We start from the raw sequence: 24,435 nt of genomic DNA, 5'->3' as shown, positions 1-24,435 counted from the left end.
GCAGCCTATCAATTTATAATTCTGAATGATTATAGCTCCACTAATTATTGCCGTTATTCTCGCCTATTTATTAGGTTCAATTCCTACTGCCGTTTGGTTAGGTCGTTCAATGTATGGGATAGATGTGCGAGAGCATGGTAGTGGTAACTCTGGCGCAACCAATACATTTAGAGTTCTTGGTAAACGTGCAGGCATTATTGTTATGCTGGCTGATATCATTAAAGGTATGGTGGCTACTTCAATTGCTATTCTTTTGTTTAGACTGAACTTTATCGAAGAGCAAAATTTAGTAACTGCCAAATTAATATTGGGTGTTGTTGCTGTAAAAGGGCATATATTCTCCGCTTTCTTAAATTTTAAAGGAGGCAAAGGCGTGGCCACTTTATTAGGTATGATGATAGCTATACACTACGAAGTAGCGCTTTTGTGCATAGTTGTATTCATAATAACACTATTGATTTCTAAGTACGTGTCTTTAGCTTCTATTATCAGTGCATTAGCTTTTCCTACATTTTTACTGTTCATTCCTCGCTTTCAAACCAACGAACCCCTTTTAATCATTTTTGGCTTTTTCCTTTTCATAGTGATTGTTTGGACACATAACAAAAACATTAAAAGGATTGCGGATGGCGAAGAAAACAAAACCTACATAATCAAAAGCCAGAAAAAGGACTAGCCTCTATTTTTCATTTGCATCTTTCTTTCAGTAATTTTCACCAATGAGCTGGAACGAACTTATTCAATTATCCTATTTCAGGGTGGCGTTGGTCAGTATTATTGCGTTTATAGGCGCCATTATTATTAGATGGGCGTTCTTCAAAATAATTAATCGATATGCTGAAAACGATGACCTTTTATTTATTCAGGCATTAAAAAATCGCCTCAACAATTCTATTTTCCTTTTTATTCCATTCGTGGCAATGCGAATTATTCTTGATGTTGAGTATCCTGATCAACTAGGCTGGCTAAAGAGTTGTGTAGAGATTTTGGTGGTGGTGAGTATTACCATACTTATCATTAAGCTGATCTATGTTATTCAAGATGTTCTTTTCGAACAGTTTGATATGAATAAGGATGATAATATCAAGGAACGAAAAGCGCTGACACAGATTATTTTTATTAGAAAGTTGGTTATTGTGGTTGTTGCTTTAATTGCAATGGCTATAGTTTTATTAAGCTTCGATAGTGTTAGAAAATATGGTGCAACCATTTTAACGTCAGCAGGTGTTGCGGGTATTATTGTAGGTTTTGCTGCTCAAAAAACGTTGTCAAATCTTCTTGCAGGAATCCAAATAGCCTTTACCCAACCAATAAGAATTGATGATGCAGTTGTGGTAGAGGATGAGTGGGGTTGGATTGAAGAAATTAATCTTACGTATGTGGTGGTTCGAATATGGGATTTAAGGCGATTGGTATTGCCTATTACCTATTTTACGGAAACACCTTTTCAAAATTGGACAAAAAGCTCATCACAGATTTTAGGCGCAACAATTCTTTATCTTGATTATACTACACCCATTGATAAACTAAGGGAGGAATTCGATAAAATACTGGAACGAAGTGAGCATTGGGATAAGGATAAGAAATCTTTACAGGTAACAGATGCTAGTGAAAAAACCATTAAAGTGCGTATGCTAATGACCGCCAGAAACTCTCCGGAAGCGTGGGATTTAAGGTGCTTCGTGCGTGAAGAAATGGTGAAATATATTCAAAAAAATCACCCTGAAAGTCTTCCAACTTTCAGGGCGAATATTAATGAAAAGAGTTAATCTCTTAGTTTTCTCTTATTGCTTTAAACTCAGATCCTTCTTTATATTTAGGATATGTGGCTTCGTTAGCTAGCTTATAGCCAACTTCAAAATATACTTGCGCATCAAGTACTACTCCTTCTAGGTTAAGGCTATCGCTATACTCGTCTGAAGGTTTGTGATAATGATTTTTGGTGTAAGATGCATATTGCTCTTCACCCCATTCTTTTCCATTGGCATCACTATCAGATGCACCTTTTCCGTACAAAGCAGGTATTCCTATTTTCGCAAAATTGAAATGGTCTGAGCGGAAGAACGAACCAGCTTCTGGATGTGGATCAGGAGTAATGTACCTGCCCTGATTCTTTACAGCAACCTCAGCATAATCTTCTAACTCAGATTGTCCATAACCTATGATCGAAAAATCGTTTACTCTACCTATGGGTCGAATCGCATCAACATTAATGTTAGCCACTGTTTTATCTGGATTATAGATAGGGTTAGCAGAATAATGCTCTGAGCCTAACAAGCCTTGTTCTTCGGCAGTAACAGCTAGGAAAACAACAGATCTCTGTGTGCCTGTATTTAGTTTTGTGAATGCTTCAGCTACTTCAATAATGGCGGCTACGCCAGTTCCATTATCAACTGCACCATTATAAATAGAATCACCATCAACTGCCTTCCCTATTCCAAAGTGATCCCAATGAGCCGAATAAATAATAGTTTCTTCAGGGCGTTCCGTTCCTTCAAATAAGCCCACAACATTGTTAGAAACAGATTTTTTGATAGAATTTTTCAATGAAACAGACATTTTTTGATTTAGTGCAAAAGGCTCAAACTCCCTTTTTCTCGCTTCTTCATAATAGTCATAACCTTCTTTACCAGCGGCAGCAAACATTTTGTTGGCACTTTCAGAAGAAATCCAACCCTCTACAGCACAACGACTCATATTACCATCTGCACTTTCTAAATAAAGGTTGGCGCCACTCCAACCACCTTGCACCACTTCAAATGGATAGCTGGCATGGGCAGTTTCATGAATGATGATAAGTGCGGCAGCACCCTGTCTGGCAGCTTCTTCATATTTGTATGTCCATCTTCCATAGTAGGTCATTTCATTGCCTTTGAAAAATGATTTATCCTCGGTTCCAAATCCTGGATCATTAATTAAAACAACCACAGTTTTACCTTTTACATCAATGCCTTCGTAGTCATTCCAATCATATTCCGGGGCAATTATTCCGTAACCAGCAAAAACCATCTCAGAATCTATAACAGATATTGAATCAGTAACCCTTCTTGTTAAAGCCACAAAATCATCCCAATAGGTAAGATCTATATTGGAATCTTCGGATTTGAAAGTCATTAAAGAATCTTTGACAGAAGCAGTTAGCTCTACCATGGGTACCTCTTGAAAATAACTATCACCGTTACCAGGTTTTAACCCAATTTTTTCAAACTCACTTTTTATATAGTTGATGGTTTTAGTTTCTCCTTCCGTGAAAGGTTTCCTTCCTAAAAATTCATCAGAAGCAAGTCTTGAAACTCTTTCTTTAATACTTTCCTCATTAATGCTGTTGTAAGCTTCCTCAAAATTCGGATTCTGCCCGCACGAGAAAATAAATGCGGATAAAACAATCAGATAAAATTTCTTCATAGTTAAGTTAGATTTATGGGCCTTGAAGTTATGAAATTTTTAAATTTTGTTGAAAATAACCATTTCATTGCATCTAAATAGTTGCATTGCAACAAAAAGGCTATAATTGGCGTAACTGTATTTCACGAGAAAGAATTTATGAAAAAGCTTATTGTTGTTGCAGGTGTTTTAATTGCTGTTGTAGCAGCTGCATTTATTGGTATGAGAATCTATACTAAGTCTTTCAGCCCTGAAGGTAATGCAGTATATAGTCAGGATTCAATAAATATTGAGGTGAGTTATGGCCGGCCTTATAAAAAGAATCGGCAGATTTTTGGTGGACTTGTGCCCTACGGTGAAGTTTGGAGAACCGGAGCCAATGAGCCAACCACCTTCACCACCAATGTAGATTTGATGATTGGAAGTGAGAAGTTGCCTAAAGGAACTTATTCGTTGTTTACCATTCCTGAAAAAGATAGCTGGAACATCATTTTTAATAGCAACATCCCTGGTTGGGGAGTGAATTTTTCAGGCGAAGCAGCTAGAGAGCCTTCAACTGACGTAGTAAATGTAGAAGTATCTGCCATCTCAACCAAGAGCACTTTTGAGCAGTTTACTATTGACTTTGAACAAATGCACAACGAAATAGACATGATCCTTATGTGGGATCAAACTCTTGTTGTTGTGCCAATGCATGAAGCCAATTAATTAAAGCGAAAGAATTTTAATAGTCACTTTTACATCCTGTTCTCCCTCCTCTGGCTCGTCTGATCTTTTGCTTTTCTTAGTTTTAATTTTTATTGCTGATTCATCAGCACCTTTTTCTACAAAGTAAGCTTTAATGCTTTCTCCTTGAGCCTTAGTTCTGTCATTGTGGTATGTTTTATTGATAACTAATTCTTTCACAATTTTTGTCTGTGGCTTAGAAATGCTGCCAATGCTATCATTTTTAACAGGTGTGTGTAATGAATCTGGTTCATTAAGAACTGTTAATAAACTGTCGACATCAGAATTTGAGACATCACTCGAAACAGGAATAGCGACCACTTTTTCAATATAAGTCGAATCAACAATCACTTCTGTCAGATCATCGCTAGACATAACCGAGTCTTCCTTGTAATTCGTTTGATGCAGTATGATTTCGAGATTGATAGATTCATTTCTACGAATCATATCACTTAACCTTCTTAATTCATACGTAGAGCGGTCATCAATTTCGCTGGAAGCGTCCTTAAAGAAAATATCTGATTGAAACTCCAAACCTTTTGTCAGTGGAACTAACTCAATCTTCAGCCTTTCTTTGTCTCGTCTACCTACGGTTTCTAAATCGTAAATCTTAGAATAATACTGGTAGCTTGCGTTAGGGTGTAATACAGATAAATCATAGGTGTTACCTTCATTTAAAACCAAGGCAAATTCGCCATTCTCACCAATGTTATCGTTCCAGATTCTGTCTCTTAGGTCTACATTAAAGGCCACTAGTTTTGCGTTCACACGTTCTCCACTACTTTTGTCAGTTACAATGCCTTCAATTCTCATTACTTTCTTAGGCTTAAACTCATCGGGTAACAACACTTCAACTAATTGATGATCCTTGCCCGTGTTTTGTGCTGCGAATGCATATCTACCCTTCGAAGGGATGCTTATAAACTGATCATCTTGAGGTGTATTCATGAAATCCATAGGAACAGGTTTTGTCCATGTGCCGCCTTGGTTTTTACTCATGAATAAATCGAGTCCGCCTTTACCTCCCATTTGGTCAGAAGAGAAGATAAGAGTTTCGCCATCAGCTAGAATTTTAGGGTTTTGAGAATTGCCTGTATTAATGGTGGCAGGTAAAGGCTCAGGTTCTTGCCACTTACCATATTTTTTGGTTGAAACATATATTTGACATCCCCTTGCACCTTTGAGCTCAGTCATTCCATCACAACGCATAAAGTATAGTTTTTCACCATCAGGGGATAAACTCGGTGTACCTTCATTGCTTGCTGAATTGATAGGTCTTCCAAAGTTCACAGGTGCTCCCCAATTGTTTCCTTGTCTTTCAGAGTACCATAATTCAAAGCCTCCCAGCCCGGATTTGCGGGAAGTGAAAATGAGCAATTGCCCATCAAAAGAAAGACAATAACCCCCTTGGTAATTTAATGTAGGACGATTTACCACTTTTGAGACTTCCGTGGGTTCATTCCAAGAGGAAATAGTCTTTCTTGTCGTAAAATTCATTGAAAGGCTACCATCATCTGTATAGTCAGAGAGGTAAACTAAAGTTTCTCCATCTCCGCTCACTACGGGCGCATATAAGTTCACCGATGGTTGATTAATGTTAGGTGGCAGCTTTCGTAGTTGCTCCTGACCAACAGTTGTAAAAAAGCCAAAAAGAATTAGACCGAAAGAGAGGATTATGTTAACTAATTTCATGTTTACAGGGTTTGTTTCAATATAGACATTAATGAAAAGTATATCCAATTAAGAGTTAATCTTTATTCTATTAAGTTTACAAAAATATTTTTATCGCATGGAATTATTTTATCGTGAATTGGGTGAGGGGCAACCGCTAATTATTTTACACGGTCTGTTTGGCTCATCTGATAACTGGCTCTCAATTGCCAAACTTTTGGCCGAAGATTATCATGTCTATTCTGTAGATCAGAGAAACCATGGGCAATCACCACATAGTGATGATTTTGATTACCCAACTATGGCCAAAGATTTGAGTGATTTTATTGATCAGCACGAAATAGAAGATCCGATTATCATAGGTCATTCGATGGGAGGGAAAGTAGCAATGCAATATGCAGTTAACAATCCTCAGAATTGGCAAAAACTAATTGTGGTTGATATTGCTCCAAAGAGTTATGAGGTACACCACGATCAAATATTAGAAGGATTAAATAGTCTTGATTTAGACAACCTCAAATCTAGAGGTGATGCGGATAAAGAACTAAGTGAATACGTGCCTGAGCTTGGAGTTAGACAATTCTTATTAAAAAACTTAAATAGAGATAATAGTGGATTTAGCTGGAAAATTAATCTTCCAGTACTAACTAAAAATATTGAAATAATTGGTGCCGGCTTAGATGGCCGCCTTTCTGAGTCGAAGCCAGTACTTTTTATCAATGGCGAGAAATCAGGCTATATTAAAGAAAAGGACTATTCCTTAATCGATGAGAAATTTCCTGGTGCTACAGTTGTTACCATTAAAGATGCAGGGCATTGGGTACATGCCGAAAAACCAGAAGAATTTATGGAAACACTTACAGCCTTTTTAAATCAGTAGTATGAAAGGCAAGTTGTTTTTGATACCTACGGTTATTGCGGAATCTGAACAAGATACCATACCGGAACAGGTAAAAGAGATAATTAAAAACACAGAGTATTATCTAGTTGAAAATGTTCGGACTGCAAGAAGATATATAAGCTCTCTCAAGTTAGGGCTTACTATCGAAGATCTAAATTTTGAGATACTTGATAAAAAGACCGATTACCAAAAGTTGGGTAAACTGTTGGCACCTTTATCGAAAGGAACGAATGTTGGTATAATAAGCGAGTCTGGTTGCCCAGGGGTGGCTGACCCTGGAGCTTTGGCTGTTGAATGGGCACAAAAAAATCACTTTCAAGTGGTGCCTTTAGTTGGCCCTTCTTCGATACTTATGGCATTAATGGGCTCTGGATTCAATGGGCAAAAGTTCTGTTTTCATGGATACCTGCCGATAGATAAGAAAGAACTAGAAAAGGAAATAAAAGCGTTAGAGGCAGAATCCAGTAAAAAGAATCAAACACAAATTTTCATTGAAACACCCTATCGAAACAACCAATTGCTTACTGCGCTAAGCAAGACGTGCCATCCCTCAACCAAAATTTGTGTAGCAAAGGATATTTCAGGGAAAGATGAGTTTGTAGTAACAGACACAGCCGCCAACTGGCAGAAACGAGAAATTGATCTTCATAAAATACCCACAGTATTTCTTCTTTACGCGGGCAAATAACTTTAGCCGATAATTGATTTTATTATCAGTGCTAATTGGTCTAAATTTGCGCACTTCAAATAATGATAACAATTAATAAAAAATAGATGCCATATTTATTTACCTCAGAATCAGTTTCAGAAGGCCATCCTGATAAAATTGCAGATCAAATTTCAGATGCCCTAATAGATAATTTTTTAGCATTTGATAAAGATTCGAAAGTAGCCTGCGAAACGTTGGTAACCACAGGGTTAACAGTGTTAAGTGGTGAGGTTAAATCCAATGCATATTTAGATGTTCAAAAAATCGCTCGGGAGGTGATTAATAAAATTGGATACACTAAGGGCGAATATATGTTCGATGGTAATTCATGTGGGGTTATCTCTGCCATTCACGAACAATCCCCTGACATTAATCAAGGTGTTGACAGGTCAAATCCTGAAGAGCAAGGTGCTGGTGATCAGGGAATGATGTTTGGTTATGCTACCAACGAGACAGAGAATTATATGCCTTTAGCGCTCGACTTGTCTCACAAGATTTTGATTGAGCTGGCCAAGCTGAGAAGAGAAGGGAAAGAATTGACCTACTTACGCCCAGATGCCAAATCTCAAGTGACGATTGAGTATTCAGATGATAATACACCTCAAAGGATCGAGGCTATAGTTGTTTCTACTCAGCATGATGATTTTGCTTCTGAAGCTGAAATGCTAAAGACTATTAAAAAAGATATTGTTGACGTATTAATTCCGAGAGTTAAGGCTCAATTGAAGCCTGAGCTTCAAAAGTTATTTAATGATCAGATTAAATATCACATCAACCCAACAGGCAAGTTCGTAATTGGCGGGCCTCATGGTGATACAGGCTTAACAGGCAGAAAAATAATTGTTGATACTTATGGAGGAAAAGGAGCTCACGGTGGAGGTGCATTTTCTGGTAAGGACCCATCGAAAGTAGATAGATCAGCAGCTTACGCAACAAGACACATTGCCAAGAATATGGTTGCTGCAGGTATTGCTGATGAAATTTTAGTTCAGGTATCTTACGCGATTGGTGTTGTAGAGCCAATGGGAATATTTGTTAATACATATGGCTCGGCCAAGGTAGAAATGACTGATGGTGAGATAGCTAAGAAAATAAGTGAAATATTCGACATGCGACCCTACGCCATTGAAACCAGACTGAAGCTAAGAAACCCTATATATTCTGAAGCAGCTTCTTATGGCCATATGGGCAGAGAAAATGAAGTGGTAAAGAAAGAATTTATCTCGGCAAGTGGCGAAAAGATTGAAATGGAAGTGGAGCTATTCCCATGGGAAAAGCTTGACTACGTAGATAAGGTTAAATCTGCATTTGGGGTTTAATTAAATACTAAAGAGTATAAAAAAAGGCTTCCAATTTGGAAGCCTTTTTGTTTAGTGAGCCATTTGCTTCACCTTTATTTTTCGTATTTGCCTGCGCAGGGCTTCTACAGCCTCATCAGTAGCCTCTTCAAAAGATTTAGCTTCTTCTTTAGCAAATAACTGGTTGCCCGGTATGTTTAATTTTATTTCAACTGTTTTATTCTCAATTCCCGTATTATTTATTCTTAGAAAGACCTCACCGTCAACAATACGGTCGTAGAAAGTTTCTAGTTTATCAGTCTTTTTTTGTATGAAGTCAATAAGTTTTTGATCTGCATCAAAATGGATAGAATGAATCTGTAGCTTCATAATCGTTCTTTTTAGGGTTAATAATAATTTAAGCTTTAGGGTGCGCCTGGTCAAAGACCTTCTTCAGCTTCTCAAGGGAGTTGTGAGTATAAACTTGTGTTGCGGCTAAACTTGTATGTCCAAGTAAATCTTTAACAGCGTTCAACTCTGCTCCTTTATTGAGAAGGTGCGTAGCAAATGTGTGACGCAACACATGCGGGCTACGCTTATCTATCGTTGTAAATAAATTTAAATATTTTTTAACCAATCTATAAATAAACATTGGGTAAACCTTCACTCCTTGATCTGTAACGATCAGAGTGCTTTCTAATTCTGTATTAAACAGTTTCTTTTTTTCTACTGTAAAATCCCTCATTAGATGACCTAGATTTTTGGCAAATGGAATAATGCGTTCCTTATTTCTCTTACCAAGCACTTTAATAGTACCATTTTCATGATTTATATCACGAGATTTGAGTTCAATTAATTCAGATAACCGAATTCCTGTCCCGTAAAGTAATTCCAGAACCAGTCTATCTCTCAATCCAGCGAACCCTTCTTCAAATTCACAATTATCTAGCAGTAAGTTCATATCCTGTTCGTTTACAAACTGCGGAAGTTTCTTACTTGTCTTTAATACTTTAACTTTCGATGTAGGGTCTTTAGTTATTACACCTTGCTTCAAAAGGAATTTATAATAGGCACGAATAGATGCGATTTTTCTATTTATGGACTTGGGTTGTATGCCTGATTCAACAAGATTGACAATCCAGGATCGTATCAGTGAGTGATTAGCCTCCGAAAGATCAGATAGCTCAAATTCTTTTAATAAAAACGAAGCAAGTTGTGAGAGGTCAGTCTCATAAGATTGGATTGTATGGCGGCTGTATCGCCTCTCATACTGTAGGTATTTGACAAAAGTTTCCTGCATAAAAAAAGTACTACCAACTCCAATCGTGGTAGTACTAATTTAATTAATTAATGCAGGAATGCTGCGAAGATTAGTAATTTTCTTCAGCGTATTTATCCTGAATGTATTTTGCTTTAATAATTTCAGATCGTCTCTTTACGGAAGGTTTTTCGTAGAAAGTTCTAGATCTAAGTTCTTTCAAAACACCTGTTTTTTCGAACTTCTTCTTGAATCTCTTAAGAGCTTTGTCAATAGATTCGTTTTCTTTTACGTTAATAATTATCATAATATATTACCACCTCCCTTCATTTTGGTCTGCAAACTTAGAGCTTTTGTATGTAATTAGAAAATAATCAAAAAAATAAGTGGAGCATGCACCCCACTTATCTATAAAACCTAATTGCTTAATAAAAGGTAAGTTATTTTAAAAGGTCTCTCGATATGACGAGTTTCTGTATTTCTGATGTTCCTTCACCTATAGTACAAAGCTTCACATCCCTATAAAACTTCTCTACTGGGTAATCTTTCGTAAAGCCATAACCACCAAAGATTTGTACCGCCTCATTAGCCGCCTCAACAGCAATTTCGGAAGCATAATATTTAGCCATCGCAGATTCTTTAGTCATAGGCTTTCCATGATTCTTTAATTCAGATGCCTGCATGATTAATAATTTGGCAGCCTCAATCTTTGTGGCCATATCTGCCAACTTAAAGGCAATTGCCTGAAATTTTGATATCGGCTGATTAAACTGTTCTCTTTCTTTAGAGTATTGTAAGGCAGCCTCATAAGAACCAAGAGCGATACCCAAACTGAGTGCAGCAATTGAGATCCTACCACCATCTAATATTTTCATAGATTGGATAAAGCCTTCACCAACCTTTCCTAAAATTTGATCTTTATGAACGCGGCAATTTTCAAATATCATCTCAGCCGTTTCTGAAGCTCGCATTCCAAGCTTGTTTTCTTTTCTGCCGCCTGAAAAACCGGGCGTTCCTCTTTCTACAATAAATGCAGTCATCCCATGAGAATCACCAACATTACCTGTTCTGGCAATTACTACAGCGACATTTCCTGATTTACCGTGAGTAATGAAATTCTTTGCTCCGTTTAGTACGTAGTAATCACCATCTTCCTCAGCAACTGTACGCATATTACCAGCATCAGACCCAGTATTTGGCTCGGTCAAGCCCCAGGCACCAATCCACTCTCCACTGGCAAGTTTTGGCAAATATTTTTGTTTTTGTTCTTCATTACCAAACTGCAAAATATGTCCTGTACATAAAGAGTTATGAGCCGCCATAGAAAGACCAATGGAGCTATCTACTTTAGAAAGTTCAACAATGGCGGTTACATATTCATGGTAACCAAATCCTGAGCCCCCATATTCTTGTGGCACAAGCACTCCCATTAATCCAAGCTCACCAAGTTTATGAAACAGTTCCACAGGAAACTCCTGTGATTCATCCCATTCCATCATATATGGCTTAATTTCTTTCTCACCAAAATCTTTGATCATCTGAGCGATCATTTTTTGATTTTCATTTTCTTGGAAGGCTATTCCGTTAGGTGCTTCTAAAACAGTATTCATTGCTAATTATGTTATTTAGGTCTGCAAAATTAAAGAATCTCAACACTTACCCAAACGAATGTTAGTTTGGTAACGAAATGAAGACAGAAAAGTTGCTCCACTTAAGGGCATTTATACATTTAAAAACCTATTTTTGCAGCCGTTTATAAAATTGAAAATTTATGAAAGTAGCTGTAGTAGGAACAGGATATGTAGGATTAGTAACGGGAACTTGCTTCGCTGAAACGGGCAATACTGTTACTTGTATTGATATAGATGAAAAGAAAGTAGAAAGCTTAAATAATGGTAAAATAACAATATATGAGCCAGGTCTTGAAGCTTTATTTGAGAGAAATATTAAACAGAATCGCCTACATTTTACTACAGATTTAAAGGAAGGCATTGAAGGAGCAAAAGTTATTTTTCTTGCTCTCCCTACACCTCCTGGTGAAGATGGATCGGCTGATTTAAAATATATTTTAAAAGTGGCGGATGACCTAGGTCCGTTATTAAAGGATTACGCTGTTATTGTAGACAAGAGTACAGTTCCTGTTGGTACCGCTGAAAAAGTAACAGCGAAGATAAAGCAAAATGCTAAAGTTGATTTCGATGTAGTTTCTAATCCTGAGTTCCTAAGAGAGGGAGTAGCTGTTGAGGATTTCATGAAACCTGATAGAGTGGTAGTGGGCACAAGATCGGAAAAAGCGAAGAAAATTATGGATATGCTATACGCGCCATTGGTTAGACAAGGCAATCCGGTAATTTATATGGATGAGAAATCTGCCGAACTAACAAAATATGCAGCAAACTCTTTTCTTGCTACGAAAATTACTTTCATGAATGAAATTGCCAACATGTGTGAGCTTCTTGGAGCAGATGTTGATGCAGTAAGAAAAGGTGTGGGAACTGATACTAGAATTGGTAAAAGGTTCCTATTTGCTGGTATTGGATATGGTGGTAGTTGTTTCCCTAAAGATGTTCAGGCCCTCGCAAAATCTGCACAAGAAGTTAATTATGATTTTGACATTCTTAACGCAGTTATGAATGTTAACGACAAGCAGAAAACAAAACTTATTCCTCAGATTAAGAACTATTTCGCGGGTGACCTTAAAGGAAAAACCATTGCACTATGGGGGCTATCATTTAAACCTTACACGGATGATATTAGAGAGGCTCCAGCATTGTATAATATTGATGAACTAGTAAAAGCAGGGGCTAAAGTTCAAGCTTATGACCCTGAGGCAATGGAAAATGTGAAAGGGCAGATCGGAGATAAAATAGTCTATTGTGATGATCAATATAGCGCTTTGGAAAATGCGGATGCATTACTTATTGCAACCGAATGGCCTGTTTTCAGAACCCCTGATTTCGATAGGGTTCATTCCGCACTTAAAAATAAAGTTATCTTTGACGGCAGAAATCTTTATAATCCAGATGACATGGGTGAATTAGGATTTGCTTATTATAGCATCGGGAGAACAACAATTAATGGCTGAGAGAGTACTTATAACAGGAGCTGCAGGATTTCTTGGTTCGCACCTTTGCGATAGATTTATTGCTGAAGGTTTTAATGTTGTTGCCATGGATAATCTTATCACGGGCAATATCAAAAATATTGAGCACCTGTTTGGTAACAAAAATTTTGAATTTTATCATCACGATGTTTCGAAATACGTTCACGTTCCTGGTGAGGTAGATTATATACTTCATTTTGCTTCTCCTGCCAGTCCTATTGATTACCTCAAAATACCAATCCAAACTTTAAAAGTTGGCTCATTAGGCACTCATAATTTGTTGGGTCTGGCAAAGGCAAAAGGCGCAAGAATGCTAATTGCTTCAACTTCAGAAGTTTATGGAGATCCTATGGTGCATCCGCAAACGGAGGAGTATTATGGTAACGTGAATCCAATAGGCCCACGAGGTGTGTATGACGAAGCAAAGCGCTTTCAAGAAGCAATGACGATGGCTTATCATACCTATCATGATTTAGAAACACGTATTGTAAGGATTTTCAATACTTACGGTCCAAGAATGAGACTCAATGACGGTAGGGTACTTCCTGCATTTATCGGCCAGGCACTTCGTGGTGAAGACTTAACCGTATTTGGAGATGGATCACAAACACGTTCTTTTTGTTATGTTGATGATTTAATTGAGGGCATCTACAGACTGCTTTTCAGTGATTATGTCTATCCGGTAAACATTGGTAACCCTGATGAAATAACCATCTCTCAGTTTGCTGACGAGATAATTAAATTAACAGGCACAAAGCAAAAAGTGGTTTATAAAGATCTTCCAAAGGATGATCCAATGCAGCGCCAACCAAACATTGATAAAGCCAGGGAAATATTAGGTTGGGAACCTAAAGTTAGTAGAGCGGAGGGTTTGAAAATTACTTACGACTATTTTAAATCACTATCGGAAGAAGAGCTTTACTCGAAAGAACACAATGATTTTGAAGGGTATATTAGGAAATAGCTAATTGTTATTTTCCTCCCAATCGAAATAATCATCTTCTTCTAATTCTACTTTTTTCTTTTCTTTTAATCCTTTGTTTTTAAAGGCCTCTTTTAGCTCCTCAAATTCTTTTTTTAGGTCCGAAACGATTTTATTCTTTACAGCCTCTTTGTCGTAACCTACTTCATAATTGCTTGTGGTTCCAGTAATTTTGAGATGCAATAATGTTCTGCCTGTATTTGTTTCTTCAATAGCACCAAAGGCCTCATCTTTATCATGTTTCTCTTTTCTTCTTAGTGGAGTTACAACCTTGTAATTAATATGTTGGTCAAATGTATGGGTACCCGATATTTTAAAAGAACTAATATTAGAATTCACTTCAATTTCCGGCAAATAAACCGTTTCATCCTTTATCAGTACTTCCGTGGAAATGTCTGAAAATGTTAAATGATTCAATTTCTCAGCATCTACATACTTTTCTAACTTCTGTAATGGATCAAAATTATTTAACTCACCGCCTTTAATTGTGGTAGTTATTTTACTAACAAGACTTTTGGAGTCCAGACTGAGTAGAGTGTCAAGTGCCAGCGATGCAGAAATTTGGGCATCTACTAAGCCCTTTAAATGTCTTTCTTCTAGAAAATTCTGATTAAAATTTTCAAACACATAAAATGCACTGTCGATAGCTACATTTTTTAGGCCTATTTCGCTATCAATCGTTATTTGATTCTGGCTCTGAGTATTTATTAAGCCCGCCAATGTTATATTGCCACCTAACGCTTTTAGCGAAATATTATCTGTGCTTAGCATTTGATCTTTAATCAAAACTGACCCATTGATATCTTTTGCTTCTAACCTTCTAAAGTTTAACTCATCTACCTTACAATTAAGGTTGAGTCTAAGTTTTGGTGATAATTTAAAGGTATAGTTACTGGCAGAATTATCTTTATTGGCGAGAAGTTCATTTAAATCTAATTGATGTGAGAGAAAAGTTGCCTCTATACCAATTGGCTCATTTGGCAGTAATAGATATGCCATAATATTTCTAAAATAACCATTAAGCTTAAAATCTGAGCCCCCATATAAACCGCTCAAATTGTTGATGGCAATGTCATTTTGGTTAATTAATAGCAAGCCGGTTAATTTATTGACTGGATATTTGAATAAACCGGAGTCAAGAGTAATATCATTTAGTTCAATTTGACCATTTGTCTTTACTCTTTTGGTTAATTCCTTTGATTTTAAGTCACTTAATTTTCCATCGAAATGAATATCTACATCCAATAATCCACTGCTTGAAGAAACTCCTTTTATTTTTAGAAAATCGAATAATTCCGGTGTTGCCAGCGATCCATCAAAATCCAGGTTCAGATGTATATCATTTAAATCTTTAATAATGACGTTACTTTTAAACTGCCTTCCATCAAGATTCCCGTCTACATTTTTCAGCTCTAGTAATGCCGTTTTGTTATCATAAAGTTTAGGTTGGCTATAAAAACCTTCTAGATTGGTATTTGTAATAGATACATTTTTTGCTTCATAATCAATCTGAGCATCGGTAAGTCCAAAATGAATGGTTAATTCAGGGCCACTTTTACTATTTAAGTCACCTATTAATGAAAGATCGAAGTATGCATTACCATTGGAATGATATTGAGCCAATTGTTTCGATGCTTTTTCTGGCAATAAGTTGGCAATAGATTTTATATCGGTGTTTTTGGCTTCCAGAAAAAGCTTTAGGTTACGATTATCTTTAAACTGATAGTTACCATATGTTTCAAATTCTGAATTCTGAATGGTTAAATTACTCGGGCTTATTTCCAATGATTTTTGAGAATCATCATAAAGTAATTTGGAATTGACGTTAACCAATTTTCCATTTAGATAATCCGTTCTATTAATGGTTATATGATCAATATTTAAGTTGCCTTCGGCAGAAATATCATAGAGGTTATTTTCAGCAATTATAGTTGCTTTCATCTCATCTGTTTTAAGCAAAACTTCATTCTGTGATTGCTCATTGAGGTAAGAAAAATTCACGTTACTTAAATGCACATAAGACAACTCGATTTTAAAAGAGCTATTAGTGTTTTCAGACTTTTTAAGTACGGAATAATTAACTTCTCCTTTTGAGTTTATCTCGATATTGCAGCTTGTATTTTTAATCCAAATACCTTCAACTACATAGTGATTGTTTATTATTTGGATCGGATCAAGAGTAAAGCTTAATTTCTCGGCATCTAGTAACTTTTTGTCACTCATCAGACTACCATGCATTTTAACATTATCAAATTGAACCGTGAGTCTGGGAAAAGTTTCTATTAGTGAAACTGAAATTTTGCCAACTTCAACCTTTGTGTTAAGGTGCTGATTAATCTGTGCGATAAATTTTTGAATGATCTTATCTTGATTGTAATAAATATAAATCGAACCTATAGAAATTATAGCTACGAATAGCAGCGTAGAAACAATGAGGGCTTTTCTTAAAATTTTGAGAATAGACAATCTGGGATAAAAGAATTAGGTCGTTTAAATTTTAGACTAATATAATTGTTATGGTCTAACGATACGATGACAAAGAAATTTTTATGTTTTCAATTAAAAAGTGTTTGCATAAAAACAAAACTATATTACATTTGCATTCCCTTACGCAAAAGCGCGTAATTATTAAGAATAGGGCGCTTAGCTCAGTTGGTTCAGAGCACCTCGTTTACACCGAGGGGGTCGGGGGTTCGAATCCCTCAGCGCCCACATTCAAAGGCTATCAAATATTGATAGCCTTTTTTATTTTACAATACATCGAACCAAGAAATAGATGTGGACCTAAGGTTCGAACACAAAAAAGACAGTTAAAGGACTGTCTTTTTTTATGCCCAATTTTTTAACTTCAAGGTATTAAAGGGATATTAGCTCAGTTGCCTGCCTGTCGGCAGACAGGGTTTACCTGCCAGCCGAAATTTATAGGAAGTTAGCTCAGTTGGTTTAGAGCATCGCCTTGACAGGGCGGGGGTCACCGGTTCGAATCCGGTACTTCCTACATTGCAGGCTGGGAGCGCTGCCTTGACAGGGCAGAGGTCACTGGTTCGAATCCAGTATATCCCACTTCTTTAATAAAAGATTAATCTCAAAAATTCATGCTTCACGTTTCGTTAGTTTAGATTTACCGAAACGTTTATTTGAATGAGAATTCCAGCACTACTATTTTCAATATTGTTTTTTCATACTACAATGAGTCAAAGCATTGATATTCAAGGACATCGTGGCGCAAGAGGCATAATGCCTGAAAATACCATTCCGGCTTTTTTATATGCTATGGATCAGGGAGTTACTACTTTGGAACTCGATGTTGTGATTACAAAAGATAAACAGGTACTAGTCTCGCATGAGCCTTGGATGTCACATGAAATATGCATGAATAAAGAAGGACAAAAACTTACTGATGATAAAGAGAAGTATAACATTTACAATCTCACTTATTATGAGATCAAAGACTTCGATTGTGGCTCCATGGGTAATGGGCGTTTCCCTGAACAAGTGAAAATGGAAGTTTCAAAACCACTACTAGCTGAAGTAATTAAATTGGCCGAAAGGCATTCAAAAGGTGTTACTCATAAACAAATCAATTACAATATCGAAATAAAAAGTACGGAGGAAGGGGATAATAAATATCATCCTCCGTTTTCTGAATTTTCTGATATTGTTTACCAGTTAATTGATGAATACCTGCCTTGGGAGCGGGTAACTATCCAATCTTTTGATTTCAGAACATTACGATATTGGAATGATAAGTACCCGGAAGTTCAGTTAGCAGTTCTAATAGAAAATATAAGGACACCCAAAGCCAATATAAAGGAACTTGGTTTTACTCCGGAAATTTACAGTCCTTATTATAAGTTGATAGGTAAAAATTCAATCCAAGCAATTCATCAATTGGGAATGAAAGTGATACCTTGGACTGTGAATGAAATCGATGATATGAAAAAGCTTGTTGGTTTGGGGGTTAACGGCCTCATAACTGATTATCCAAATCGAGCTAAATCAATCGGCCTTACAAAGCCATAACTATGGTTTTCATTTCATTAGTTGACGAACAAACCTATCTTTGCGCCTCAATTTTTAATATTAGAAAATGAAGAAGTATGACGTTTATGGCATCGGCAATGCCTTGGTAGATATAGTAACTGAAGTTCAGGACGATTTTTTAAAGGAGTTTAACGTTGAAAAAGGGTTAATGACTCTTGTAGATGAGGCCAGACAGCATGAGCTGGTGAATGCGATACATTTACCTACTAGTAATATGCAATGCGGTGGGTCTGCCGCAAACTCTATCATAGCTGTGAGTCAGTTTGGTGGGAAAAGTTATTATTCCTGTAAAGTAGCTCAAGATGATATGGGTAAATTTTACTTGGATGATTTAAAAGAAAATGGAGTTGATACGACACTAATCTTTGAAAAAGCCCCAGCAGGAATTACTGGCAAATGCTTGGTAATGACAACCCCGGATGCCAATAGAACAATGAATACTTTTCTTGGTATAACATCTACTTTCTCTAAAGATCAGGTAAACGAGGCTGCGCTGAAAGATTCTAAATATCTCTACATGGAGGGTTATTTAGTTCCGGGAGAATCCGGGCAAGAGGCCATGAAATATGCTAAAAAGTTAGCAGAGGAAAATGGAGTTAAAGTTGCCATGACATTTTCTGACCCAAGTATGGTAAAATATTTCAAACCACAGATGGAAGAAATTGTAGGGGCAAGTGTGGATTTACTTTTCTGTAACGAAGAAGAGGCTATGCTATTCACTGGAAAAGATAGTTTGGATGAGGCGAGAGAAGAATTAAAAAAAGTAGCTAAAAGGTTTGCCATCACACAAGGTGCCAATGGCGCTATGATTTTTGATGGTGATACCTATATAGATATTGAACCATATAAAGTTTCAGCAATAGATACAAATGGCGCAGGCGATATGTTCGCAGGAGCATTCCTTTATGGAATAACCAACGGCCATTCATATGCTGATGCTGGTAAATTGGCCAGTTTGGCTTCATCTAAGGTTGTTTCAAAATTTGGCCCTCGTTTGGAATGGCATGAGGCAAAAGAAGTATTTAAGCATTTAAATCCTTAAGAAAGGTTTAGCCAATTCTCAAATAAATCCTTCTGCTTTGCGGAAGGATTTTTTAGTTTCTCAATTTTCCGCACTTTCAAATAAGAACTATCTGTAGCATTTATTTCAAACTCAATCTCTTCATTTTGTCTCTCCACTAAAAATTTATAAGTACCAGGTTTCAACTCTTTTATTGATTCCTTCGAAACATTTTCATTGTTAATCTTCTTTATCTTGTCCTTAAATGAAAAGAATTGTTCTCCCAATGATTTTTCTTCAATAGACATTACAACCAAAGCCCCATCTTGCTCTGTAGTTTTTAATCCAAGGCAGCCTTCAAGAAAATTTTGATTAGGCTTTACAGATAATTCACAGCCTAATTCTTTTAATAAATCAGAAATTAATGTTGTCTTATCCTTTACTCCATAAACGTAATCCTGAAAATACTGCTCCAAAGATTCTTCATATACATCTTCACTAATCTTCTGAATATCATCAATACTATAGCCTATATTCTTCTTTGCATAATCATTCCACAGAACCCTCATCACATTATTTAGGCTTTTTTCACTGCTGAATTTTGTCCTTATCATAAGGTCAAGTGTAAGTGCCACCATTGCTCCTTCCACATAAATAGAACTCTTTTTATTAGGGGCGCCTACTTGATACCCATCTACCCATAAGTCAAGTGAAGAATCTACCACAGAATTATTTAGTCGTCCTCCGTTATGAAAATGGCGCTGAAACAGGGTATTCAGTTCATTGAAATACCATTCGTAGTCAAATACGCCAGATTGAACAAGAAATAAATCTCCATAGTAAGTTGTAAACCCTTCAGCCACGAAACCAGTTGGGAAAACGGGAGGCTTGCCAAAGTCGTAGGGCATCATTTCTTTCGGCCGTATTTTCAGAATATTCCACGCATGAAAGAGTTCATGAGAACTTACACCAGCAAACTCGCTATACAGGTTAGGCTTAGCCAATTCATTTCCAGGCCCAATGCATATAACAGTAGAGTTCCCATGTTCTACTCCATGATAATGCTTGTAGGATGTAATTTGATTCAAAAAATGATATTCTTTTCTAGGAAAATCACCCATAACATTCACCTGATATTCAGAGAATTTTTTGAAGTCTGATACCACTTTATCTTTCTCTAAATTATGATTTCCTTGAAACCAAATAGCAAAGGGCAAACCGTTAACATCATAATTCCAGCACTGTAATGTTGTGCTTGCAATTAAAGGACTATCCGCTAGGTCATGATAATTTTCTGCAATTAAATTGTCACCTCGTTTATTGAGGCCACAAGCTAGTTTGTAATCCGAAGGTAATTCTATAGTAACTATACATTCTTCTTCTAAGTGCTGTTCAGAATAAAGTATGCAGTTCACAAAATTGATGTATAGCTGATCTTCATTATAAAAGGAATTGCCAGCATCCATTTGATATGCGAAATACCTGTACCTTGCTTTCACTTTTCCTTTTGGTGCAGAAATGCTCCAAGTACTTGCATTCTTCTTTTGATAGCTTAAAACATTACCATCTTCATCCTCAAAAGCTATTTTCTGTATATTCTTTGAGTAATTTGCAGCTTCGTATCTTCCAGGCCTCCAAATTGGAAGTTTAAAATCAATCATTGAATTTTGAGTTATCTGTAACTCTAATTCAATAATGAGAATATGTGATAATGGCGATTCAGGTTTTATAGAGTATTTCATAGTGGAATTGTAGTAAACAAAAATATATTCTTATTTGCAATTAATAAAAAGCTAATTATCTTTGCACCCCATTAAAAATCGAATGTGGAATTAGAGCCTTTTAAAAAGGTTAAATTATAAGAAGATGAAGAGAACATTTCAACCATCGCAGAGAAAAAGAAAAAATAAGCACGGGTTCAGAGAAAGAATGTCTACTCCGAACGGAAGAGCAGTATTAGCTAGAAGAAGAGCTAAGGGAAGAAAGAAGCTTACTGTTTCTAGCGAAAAGTCGCACAAATAAACTGTTTAAAAGCAGAGGTTGATTACTTCATCTCGGCATAAACGTTAGTTGCCGAAAATGAAAAAAACCTTTAAAAAAGCCGAAAGGCTTCATAAGAAAAAATTAATAGAGGAGCTCTTCAGCAAGGGCTCCTATTTTTATTTACCCCCATTTAAGGTTTATTATTCTGTTTCCAGCGAAGTGGAAACTAATCAGATGCTGGTTTCTGTTCCAAAGAAAATATTCAAGAAGGCGGTGGAAAGAAATAAGCTGAAAAGAAGAACTCGAGAAGCTTATCGCAATCACAAACATCTTTTATTGAATAACAACAAATTTCTTATTGGTTATATTTATACGGCTAAAAAATTAGTAACGTACGATCCGATAGAAAGAGCCGTTTTATCATCAATCCAAAAGTTAGTGCGAGAATCAATAAATGAGTAAGAAAAAATACATAATAGGTTCACTCATAATCATTTCGGTTTTGCTAACCGCACTTATTCAAGTAGAGGATAGATATTTTTTAATAGCTAAAAACATAGACACATTCGCATCTCTTTTCAGGGAAGTAGATAAATTTTATGTAGACGAAACAGACCCTGAAGAATTACTAAATGTAGCTGTTGATGGTATGTTAGAGTCATTAGATCCGTACACTAATTATATTCCGCAAAAAGAAGTTGAATCATTTAGAACTACTACAACCGGAGAATATGCTGGAATTGGCGCCCAGATTAGCTCCTTAGATAGCGGCATTTATATTTCCATGCTCTATGAAGGATTTGCAGCACATCGGGCAGGTCTTAAGGTCGGAGATCGCATTGTTAAAATAAATGAAGAATTAGTTAAGAATGCCACTGTTGAAAAGATTAGTAATTTATTGAAGGGAAGACCACGAACAGGAGCCGAAATTAAGGCGCTAAGAGTCGGTAATAAAGACACTCTATCCTTTACAGTTCAGCGCGAAAAAATCAAGGTTAATAATGTGCCCTATTATGGTATGGTTGATGATCATGTTGGCTATATCTACTTAGAGGATTTTACCTCAGGTGCCGGAAAAGAAGTAGAGGAGGCATTGAAAAATTTAAAATCTATTGGGGCAAAATCTTTAATTCTTGATTTAAGAAATAACCCTGGAGGTTTATTAAGTGAAGCAGTAAACGTTACGAATGTTTTTATTCCCAAAAATAAGCTTGTAGTTGAAACGAAAGGTAAAATTGAAGAATGGAACCGCAAGTATAAAACATTGAATAACTCAATCGATGAAGATATTCCACTAGCAGTTCTAATTAATGGAGAAAGCGCATCAGCATCAGAAATTGTGGCGGGAGTAATTCAAGACTACGACAGAGGTATTTTAGTGGGGGGCCAAACATTTGGTAAAGGGTTGGTGCAAACAACTCGTCCATTATCTTATGGGGGTCAGGTAAAAATTACAACGGCCAAATACTACATTCCAAGTGGCAGATGTATTCAAGCCCTTGATTATGTTCATAGAGATGAAAATGGTGAGGCTGTAAAAACACCCGATTCACTTAAATTGGAATTTAGAACTAGGGCAGGAAGAATTGTGTATGATGGAGGGGGGTTGAAACCGGATGTAAAAGTTAAAGGGGATACTTACTCTGCTATTACAATTGAATTAATTTCAGAAGCCTTTATATTTCATTACGCAAATAAATATGTCAGTCAAAATACTGGTAAGCAAGATTACATCTTAAGTGAAGAAGAGTATACTAAATTCAGAGAATGGATAGATAACATGAAGCTTCAGTATTCAACGAATGTAGAAGATGAATTAAATGAGTTGATAGCGAATTCAAAGAATGAAAAATACTTCAATGATATTAAATCAGATATTCAAAAATTGAAATCAGATGTTGGACTTAATAAAAACAGGGATATTATCATCCATAAAAATCAAATCAAGAAAGAGCTAGAGAAAGAGATAGCACTTCGTAATGAGCTTGGTAAAGGTGCTATTAAAAGAGCGATAGTTGACGATCAAGTTATTTTAACGGCAAAATCTAGATTGCAGAATCCGGATAAATACAACTATACTCTAACAAAAAAATGAGCATAATTCTGAGTATAGAAACAGCTACCCCAATATGTTCAGTTGCATTGCATGCTGATGATATGCTAATCGGTAAGATTTCAATTCAAAAGGGACAGAGCCACTCTTCTGTTTTAAATGAGGCCATACATAACCTTATTAACCTTGTTAATATTTCTTTAAAAGATTTGTCAGCAGTTGCCGTTTCCAAAGGGCCAGGTTCATATACAGGGTTAAGAATAGGCACTTCTACAGCTAAGGGATTATGTTATGCTTTGGATATACCTCTCATTTCAGTAGAAACACTTACAGCTATGGCCAAAGGCGTTATCAATATTCATAAGCATTTACTTTGTCCAATGTTAGACGCAAGAAGAATGGAAGTATATGCCTCTGTTTTTACTTCCGACCTTCATGTTTTAAACCCAATATCACCGGTTATTTTAGATGAAAACTCTTTTGCTGATCATCTTCAAAATAATAAAGTAATCTTTTTTGGAGATGGGGCTAAAAAATTCCGGGAAATTACTAAAAGCCTTAATGCACTCTTTATTGATTCTGTTTATCCAGACGCAGAATATATTGGATCCTTAGCATTTGAAAAATTTCAGAATAACGTGTTTGAAGATGTTGCTTATTTTGAACCCTTTTATTTAAAAGAGTTCAAGGCAACCAAACCAAAATCGATGCTTTAGTGTTCATCAAAATATGCAAGAAGAAATTGTAAATAGAGTTGCTAATAGCGGATTAATAACCTTTAACCTGGAAGATTATTTTGATACATCTGAATCTAAATTGCTAGATCTAAAAGATTGGCTTTTTCAGGAAATGATATTAAAGGAAAAAGAATTTAGGCAGTTTGTTAAAGAGCATGATTGGAGTCAGTATAAAGATAAAAATGTAGCCGTACATTGTTCTGCTGACGCTATAATACCAACATGGGCTTACATGCTAGTTACTATTGCGCTGGAGCCTTATGCCAAAAACATAGTTTTGGGTGGTGAAAAAGATTTAAGCATTTACCTCTTCAATCAAGCGTTACGTCAGGTTAATATTAATGATTTTGTAGATGCCAGAGTAGTTGTTAAAGGCTGCAGTAAATACCCTGTGCCCAATAATGCATATGTAGAGATTACAAAATTATTGAGGCCAGTTGCTTCCAGTATTATGTACGGTGAGCCTTGTAGCACAGTGCCACTTTACAAAAAGCCAAAGAAATAAATTTATTTTCTTCTAAATAGTTGCGGGTAATGTATAAGGTGTTACCTTTGCAGTCCTCTTTAGAAGAAAGGGGTTTGAGGTGTTGGAAGGAGGGGTTAGAAA

Annotated in this window: 23 protein-coding genes and 2 tRNA genes; 17 read left to right on the top strand and 8 right to left on the bottom strand. The window is 36.3% G+C overall.

Going from position 1 to position 24,435, the window contains the following annotated elements; all coding sequences use genetic code 11:
* Positions 1-25: 25 nt before the first annotated feature.
* Together plsY and JR347_RS02440 are read left to right on the top strand one after the other, a co-directional pair.
* Positions 26-676, top strand: coding sequence for a glycerol-3-phosphate 1-O-acyltransferase PlsY (gene plsY / locus JR347_RS02445; RefSeq protein ID WP_205722470.1), 651 nt, complete (start codon positions 26-28; stop codon positions 674-676).
* Positions 677-719: 43 nt separating this feature from the next.
* Positions 720-1,769 carry a mechanosensitive ion channel family protein gene (locus tag JR347_RS02440; protein ID WP_205722469.1) on the top strand — a complete coding sequence of 350 codons (1,050 nt, stop codon included), beginning with the start codon at positions 720-722 and terminating at the stop codon, positions 1,767-1,769.
* A 4-nt stretch (positions 1,770-1,773) separates the two neighbouring features.
* On the opposite strand, the gene JR347_RS02435 is transcribed toward JR347_RS02440, so the two are convergent.
* Positions 1,774-3,405: a M28 family metallopeptidase gene (locus JR347_RS02435; protein WP_205722468.1), complete on the bottom strand. Its 1,632-nt coding sequence runs from the start codon at positions 3,403-3,405 to the stop codon at positions 1,774-1,776.
* Positions 3,406-3,543: 138 nt separating this feature from the next.
* Between JR347_RS02435 and JR347_RS02430 the strand changes: the two genes are divergently transcribed.
* Positions 3,544-4,092 carry a DUF2911 domain-containing protein gene (locus tag JR347_RS02430; RefSeq protein WP_205722467.1) on the top strand — a complete coding sequence of 183 codons (549 nt, stop codon included), beginning with the start codon at positions 3,544-3,546 and terminating at the stop codon, positions 4,090-4,092.
* On the opposite strand, the gene JR347_RS02425 is transcribed toward JR347_RS02430, so the two are convergent.
* Positions 4,093-5,802, bottom strand: coding sequence for a TolB family protein (locus tag JR347_RS02425; protein WP_205722466.1), 1,710 nt, complete (start codon positions 5,800-5,802; stop codon positions 4,093-4,095). It lies immediately after the preceding gene.
* A gap of 97 nt (positions 5,803-5,899) precedes the next feature.
* Between JR347_RS02425 and JR347_RS02420 the strand changes: the two genes are divergently transcribed.
* The 3 genes from JR347_RS02420 to metK all read left to right on the top strand — a co-directional run bounded on the left by JR347_RS02420 (position 5,900) and on the right by metK (position 8,710).
* Positions 5,900-6,661 (top strand): alpha/beta fold hydrolase, encoded by a 762-nt coding sequence (locus tag JR347_RS02420; RefSeq protein ID WP_205722465.1) that lies wholly within the window; start codon positions 5,900-5,902, stop codon positions 6,659-6,661.
* Position 6,662: 1 nt separating this feature from the next.
* Positions 6,663-7,370 (top strand): SAM-dependent methyltransferase, encoded by a 708-nt coding sequence (locus JR347_RS02415; protein ID WP_205722464.1) that lies wholly within the window; start codon positions 6,663-6,665, stop codon positions 7,368-7,370.
* 86 nt (positions 7,371-7,456) lie between these two features.
* On the top strand, positions 7,457-8,710 hold the full coding sequence (metK, locus tag JR347_RS02410) for a methionine adenosyltransferase (protein WP_205722463.1): 1,254 nt from the start codon (positions 7,457-7,459) through the stop codon (positions 8,708-8,710).
* Positions 8,711-8,761: 51 nt separating this feature from the next.
* On the opposite strand, the gene hpf is transcribed toward metK, so the two are convergent.
* From hpf to JR347_RS02390, 4 genes are all read right to left on the bottom strand, one after another.
* The gene (gene hpf / locus JR347_RS02405) at positions 8,762-9,058 is read right to left on the bottom strand and encodes a ribosome hibernation-promoting factor, HPF/YfiA family (RefSeq protein ID WP_205722462.1); all 297 of its coding nucleotides are present in this window, start codon (positions 9,056-9,058) and stop codon (positions 8,762-8,764) included.
* Positions 9,059-9,086: 28 nt separating this feature from the next.
* Positions 9,087-9,968, bottom strand: a complete 882-nt coding sequence (locus JR347_RS02400; RefSeq protein ID WP_205722461.1) for a tyrosine-type recombinase/integrase — start codon at positions 9,966-9,968, stop codon at positions 9,087-9,089.
* A gap of 70 nt (positions 9,969-10,038) precedes the next feature.
* Complete coding sequence (gene rpsU / locus JR347_RS02395) at positions 10,039-10,233, bottom strand: 30S ribosomal protein S21 (protein WP_205722460.1); 195 nt, start codon at positions 10,231-10,233, stop codon at positions 10,039-10,041.
* A gap of 133 nt (positions 10,234-10,366) precedes the next feature.
* The gene (locus JR347_RS02390) at positions 10,367-11,536 is read right to left on the bottom strand and encodes an acyl-CoA dehydrogenase family protein (RefSeq protein WP_317192610.1); all 1,170 of its coding nucleotides are present in this window, start codon (positions 11,534-11,536) and stop codon (positions 10,367-10,369) included.
* A 161-nt stretch (positions 11,537-11,697) separates the two neighbouring features.
* Here JR347_RS02390 and JR347_RS02385 point away from each other — a divergent pair, with 161 nt between their 5' ends.
* Together JR347_RS02385 and JR347_RS02380 are read left to right on the top strand one after the other, a co-directional pair.
* Positions 11,698-13,011: a UDP-glucose dehydrogenase family protein gene (locus JR347_RS02385; protein ID WP_205722459.1), complete on the top strand. Its 1,314-nt coding sequence runs from the start codon at positions 11,698-11,700 to the stop codon at positions 13,009-13,011.
* Positions 13,004-13,993, top strand: coding sequence for a UDP-glucuronic acid decarboxylase family protein (locus tag JR347_RS02380; RefSeq protein ID WP_205722458.1), 990 nt, complete (start codon positions 13,004-13,006; stop codon positions 13,991-13,993). The genes JR347_RS02385 and JR347_RS02380 overlap by 8 nt, the downstream gene beginning before the upstream one ends.
* Here the strand turns inward: JR347_RS02380 and JR347_RS02375 are convergent, their stop codons facing one another.
* Positions 13,994-16,234 (bottom strand): AsmA-like C-terminal region-containing protein, encoded by a 2,241-nt coding sequence (locus JR347_RS02375; protein ID WP_205722457.1) that lies wholly within the window; start codon positions 16,232-16,234, stop codon positions 13,994-13,996. It lies immediately after the preceding gene.
* Positions 16,235-16,648: 414 nt separating this feature from the next.
* On the opposite strand from JR347_RS02375, the gene JR347_RS02370 reads away from it, so the two are divergent.
* The 4 genes from JR347_RS02370 to JR347_RS02355 all read left to right on the top strand — a co-directional run bounded on the left by JR347_RS02370 (position 16,649) and on the right by JR347_RS02355 (position 19,097).
* Positions 16,649-16,723, top strand: a tRNA-Val gene (locus JR347_RS02370).
* 211 nt (positions 16,724-16,934) lie between these two features.
* Positions 16,935-17,009, top strand: a tRNA-Val gene (locus JR347_RS02365).
* Between the two features lie 143 nt (positions 17,010-17,152).
* The gene (locus JR347_RS02360; protein ID WP_205722456.1) at positions 17,153-18,034 is read left to right on the top strand and encodes a glycerophosphodiester phosphodiesterase family protein; all 882 of its coding nucleotides are present in this window, start codon (positions 17,153-17,155) and stop codon (positions 18,032-18,034) included.
* Between the two features lie 67 nt (positions 18,035-18,101).
* Positions 18,102-19,097, top strand: a complete 996-nt coding sequence (locus JR347_RS02355; protein ID WP_205722455.1) for an adenosine kinase — start codon at positions 18,102-18,104, stop codon at positions 19,095-19,097.
* On the opposite strand, the gene JR347_RS02350 is transcribed toward JR347_RS02355, so the two are convergent.
* The gene (locus tag JR347_RS02350) at positions 19,094-20,797 is read right to left on the bottom strand and encodes a M61 family metallopeptidase (protein WP_205722454.1); all 1,704 of its coding nucleotides are present in this window, start codon (positions 20,795-20,797) and stop codon (positions 19,094-19,096) included. The genes JR347_RS02355 and JR347_RS02350 overlap by 4 nt on opposite strands.
* Positions 20,798-20,921: 124 nt before the next feature.
* Between JR347_RS02350 and rpmH the strand changes: the two genes are divergently transcribed.
* Genes rpmH through JR347_RS02325 form a run of 5 tightly spaced genes read left to right on the top strand, consistent with a single transcriptional unit; the run spans position 20,922 to position 24,333 of the window.
* Positions 20,922-21,077 (top strand): 50S ribosomal protein L34, encoded by a 156-nt coding sequence (rpmH, locus tag JR347_RS02345; protein ID WP_205722453.1) that lies wholly within the window; start codon positions 20,922-20,924, stop codon positions 21,075-21,077.
* Between the two features lie 57 nt (positions 21,078-21,134).
* Complete coding sequence (rnpA, locus tag JR347_RS02340) at positions 21,135-21,500, top strand: ribonuclease P protein component (RefSeq protein ID WP_205722452.1); 366 nt, start codon at positions 21,135-21,137, stop codon at positions 21,498-21,500.
* Positions 21,493-23,133: a S41 family peptidase gene (locus tag JR347_RS02335; RefSeq protein ID WP_205722451.1), complete on the top strand. Its 1,641-nt coding sequence runs from the start codon at positions 21,493-21,495 to the stop codon at positions 23,131-23,133. Before rnpA ends, JR347_RS02335 begins: the two co-directional genes overlap by 8 nt.
* Positions 23,130-23,807, top strand: coding sequence for a tRNA (adenosine(37)-N6)-threonylcarbamoyltransferase complex dimerization subunit type 1 TsaB (gene tsaB / locus JR347_RS02330; RefSeq protein WP_205722450.1), 678 nt, complete (start codon positions 23,130-23,132; stop codon positions 23,805-23,807). The genes JR347_RS02335 and tsaB overlap by 4 nt, the downstream gene beginning before the upstream one ends.
* A 13-nt stretch (positions 23,808-23,820) precedes the next feature.
* On the top strand, positions 23,821-24,333 hold the full coding sequence (locus JR347_RS02325) for a DUF2480 family protein (RefSeq protein WP_205722449.1): 513 nt from the start codon (positions 23,821-23,823) through the stop codon (positions 24,331-24,333).
* Positions 24,334-24,435: the final 102 nt, after the last annotated feature.

Origin of the sequence: Fulvivirga lutea, assembly GCF_017068455.1 — a bacterium.
GTDB lineage: Bacteria > Bacteroidota > Bacteroidia > Cytophagales > Cyclobacteriaceae > Fulvivirga > Fulvivirga lutea.
This window is presented reverse-complemented; position numbering and strand designations above follow the sequence as displayed.

Bases quoted from the DNA above. Each gene is read 5' to 3' on its own strand.
- JR347_RS02400 (WP_205722461.1), bottom strand. From the start codon at position 9,968: ATGCAGGAAACTTTTGTCAAATACCTACAGTATGAGAGGCGATACAGC.
- JR347_RS02380 (WP_205722458.1), top strand. From the start codon at position 13,004: ATGGCTGAGAGAGTACTTATAACAGGAGCTGCAGGATTTCTTGGTTCG.
- JR347_RS02385 (WP_205722459.1), top strand. From the start codon at position 11,698: ATGAAAGTAGCTGTAGTAGGAACAGGATATGTAGGATTAGTAACGGGA.
- plsY (WP_205722470.1), top strand. From the start codon at position 26: ATGATTATAGCTCCACTAATTATTGCCGTTATTCTCGCCTATTTATTA.
- rnpA (WP_205722452.1), top strand. From the start codon at position 21,135: ATGAAAAAAACCTTTAAAAAAGCCGAAAGGCTTCATAAGAAAAAATTA.
- JR347_RS02430 (WP_205722467.1), top strand. From the start codon at position 3,544: ATGAAAAAGCTTATTGTTGTTGCAGGTGTTTTAATTGCTGTTGTAGCA.
- hpf (WP_205722462.1), bottom strand. From the start codon at position 9,058: ATGAAGCTACAGATTCATTCTATCCATTTTGATGCAGATCAAAAACTT.
- JR347_RS02440 (WP_205722469.1), top strand. From the start codon at position 720: ATGAGCTGGAACGAACTTATTCAATTATCCTATTTCAGGGTGGCGTTG.
- tsaB (WP_205722450.1), top strand. From the start codon at position 23,130: ATGAGCATAATTCTGAGTATAGAAACAGCTACCCCAATATGTTCAGTT.
- JR347_RS02420 (WP_205722465.1), top strand. From the start codon at position 5,900: ATGGAATTATTTTATCGTGAATTGGGTGAGGGGCAACCGCTAATTATT.
- JR347_RS02375 (WP_205722457.1), bottom strand. From the start codon at position 16,234: ATGAGTGACAAAAAGTTACTAGATGCCGAGAAATTAAGCTTTACTCTT.
- JR347_RS02435 (WP_205722468.1), bottom strand. From the start codon at position 3,405: ATGAAGAAATTTTATCTGATTGTTTTATCCGCATTTATTTTCTCGTGC.
- JR347_RS02335 (WP_205722451.1), top strand. From the start codon at position 21,493: ATGAGTAAGAAAAAATACATAATAGGTTCACTCATAATCATTTCGGTT.
- JR347_RS02425 (WP_205722466.1), bottom strand. From the start codon at position 5,802: ATGAAATTAGTTAACATAATCCTCTCTTTCGGTCTAATTCTTTTTGGC.
- JR347_RS02355 (WP_205722455.1), top strand. From the start codon at position 18,102: ATGAAGAAGTATGACGTTTATGGCATCGGCAATGCCTTGGTAGATATA.
- JR347_RS02415 (WP_205722464.1), top strand. From the start codon at position 6,663: ATGAAAGGCAAGTTGTTTTTGATACCTACGGTTATTGCGGAATCTGAA.
- JR347_RS02360 (WP_205722456.1), top strand. From the start codon at position 17,153: ATGAGAATTCCAGCACTACTATTTTCAATATTGTTTTTTCATACTACA.
- metK (WP_205722463.1), top strand. From the start codon at position 7,457: ATGCCATATTTATTTACCTCAGAATCAGTTTCAGAAGGCCATCCTGAT.
- JR347_RS02325 (WP_205722449.1), top strand. From the start codon at position 23,821: ATGCAAGAAGAAATTGTAAATAGAGTTGCTAATAGCGGATTAATAACC.
- JR347_RS02350 (WP_205722454.1), bottom strand. From the start codon at position 20,797: ATGAAATACTCTATAAAACCTGAATCGCCATTATCACATATTCTCATT.
- rpmH (WP_205722453.1), top strand. From the start codon at position 20,922: ATGAAGAGAACATTTCAACCATCGCAGAGAAAAAGAAAAAATAAGCAC.
- rpsU (WP_205722460.1), bottom strand. From the start codon at position 10,233: ATGATAATTATTAACGTAAAAGAAAACGAATCTATTGACAAAGCTCTT.
- JR347_RS02390 (WP_317192610.1), bottom strand. From the start codon at position 11,536: ATGAATACTGTTTTAGAAGCACCTAACGGAATAGCCTTCCAAGAAAAT.